This is a genomic window from Rhizobacter sp. P1_G5 (assembly GCF_056405435.1).
In genome coordinates, this window is the sequence record NZ_JBFUCB010000806.1 from 1 (window position 1) to 2,295 (window position 2,295).

1 protein-coding gene is annotated in these 2,295 nt (G+C 66.6%); it reads left to right on the forward strand.

The window, feature by feature from the left end:
* On the forward strand, positions 1-2,295 hold a 2,295-nt coding region (locus AC1D12_RS31325; protein WP_477845087.1), incomplete at both ends, for a glutamate synthase central domain-containing protein.

The following is a 2,295-nucleotide window of genomic DNA, read 5'->3' on the forward strand; positions in this document are numbered from 1 at the left end:
CCTGGGAGCAGCACGCGACGATGGACGAGCGCCGCCGCGCGTTCTACGAGTACCACGCGGCGATGATGGAGCCGTGGGACGGCCCCGCCTCGATGGTGTTCACCGACGGCCGCCAGATCGGCGCCACGCTSGACCGCAACGGCCTGCGCCCGTCGCGCTACATCGTGACCGACGACGACCTGGTCGTGATGGCCTCCGAATCCGGCGTGCTGCCGATGATCCCGGAGAACAAGATCGTCAAGAAGTGGCGGCTGCAGCCCGGCAAGATGTTCCTGATCGACTTCGACCAGGGCCGCATCATCGACGACGAGGAACTGAAGAACCAGTTCGCACTCGCCAAGCCCTACCGGCAGTGGATCGAGAACGTGCGCATCCGCCTCGACTCGATCGAGCTGACCGGCGAGCCGCGCGAGTTCGGCGAATCGCTGCTCGACCGCCAGCAGGCCTTCGGCTACACGCAGGAGGACATCAAGTTCCTGCTGAGCCCGATGGCGCAGGCCGGCGAGGAAGGCACCGGCTCGATGGGCAACGACTCGCCGCTCGCGGTGCTGTCGGACAAGAACAAGCCGCTGTACAACTACTTCAAGCAGCTGTTCGCGCAGGTCACGAACCCGCCGATCGATCCGATCCGCGAGGCGGTCGTGATGTCGCTGGTGTCGTTCATCGGCCCGAAGCCGAACCTGCTCGACATCAACGCGGTGAACCCGCCGATGCGGCTCGAGGTGTCGCAGCCGATCCTCGACTTCGCCGACATGGAGCGGCTGATCGAGATCGAGAAGCACACGCATGGCAAGTTCAAGAGCCATGTGATCGACATCACCTACCCGCTCGCGTGGGGTGACGAAGGCGTCGAAGCCAAGCTCGCCTCGCTGTGCGCCGAGAGCGTCGATGCGCTGAAGAGCGGCCACAACATCCTGATCATCAGCGACCGCGCGATGAACCGCGGCAACGTCGCGATCCCCGCGCTGCTCGCGCTGTCGGCGATCCACCAGCACCTGGTGCGCGAGGGCCTGCGCACGACGGCCGGCCTGGTCGTCGAGACCGGCTCGGCGCGCGAGGTGCATCACTTCGCGGTGCTGGCCGGCTATGGCGCCGAGGCGGTGCACCCGTACCTCGCGATGGAGACGCTGATCGGCCTGCACAAGGAGCTGCCGGGCGAGCTGTCGGCCGACAAGGCGATCTACAACTACGTGAAGGCGATCGGCAAGGGGCTGTCGAAGATCATGTCCAAGATGGGCATCTCGACCTACATGTCGTATTGCGGCGCGCAGATCTTCGAGGCGATCGGCCTCGACAAGGCGCTGATCGACAAGTACTTCCGCGGCACCGCGAGCCAGGTCGGCGGCATCGGCGTGTTCGAGGTTGCCGAAGAGGCGATCCGCATGCACCGCGCGGCCTTCGGCGACGACCCGGTGCTCGAGAACATGCTCGATGCCGGCGGCGAGTACGCCTGGCGCGTGCGCGGCGAGGAGCACATGTGGACGCCGGATGTGATCGCGAAGCTGCAGCACAGCGCGCGCGCGAACAAGTTCGACACCTACAAGGAATACGCCCAGCTGGTGAACGACCAGTCGCGCCGCCACATGACGCTGCGCGGGCTGTTCGAGTTCAAGGTCGACCCGGCCAAGGCGATCCCGCTCGACGAGGTCGAGCCCGCGGCCGAGATCGTCAAGCGCTTCGCGACCGGCGCGATGTCGCTCGGCTCGATCTCCACCGAGGCGCATGCGACGCTGGCCGTCGCGATGAACCGCATCGGCGGCAAGTCGAACACCGGCGAGGGCGGCGAAGACCCGGCCCGCTACCGCAACGAGCTGAAGGGCATCCGGATCAGCGCCGGCACCAAGGTCAGCGACGTGATCGCGAACAAGGTCATCGAGGCCGACTACGAGCTGCAGGAGGGCGACTCGCTGCGCTCGAAGATCAAGCAGGTGGCGTCGGGGCGTTTCGGCGTCACCGCCGAGTACCTGTCGTCGGCCGACCAGATCCAGATCAAGATGGCCCAGGGCGCGAAGCCGGGCGAGGGCGGCCAGTTGCCGGGCGGCAAGGTCACCGACTACATCGGTTTCCTGCGTTACTCGGTGCCGGGCGTCGGGCTGATCTCGCCGCCGCCGCACCACGACATCTACTCGATCGAAGACCTGGCGCAGCTGATCCACGACCTGAAGAACGCGAACCAGCGTGCGAGCATCAGCGTGAAGCTGGTGTCCGAGGTCGGTGTCGGCACCATCGCGACCGGCGTGGCCAAGGCGAAGGCCGACCACATCGTGATCGCCGGGCATGACGGCGGCACCGGCG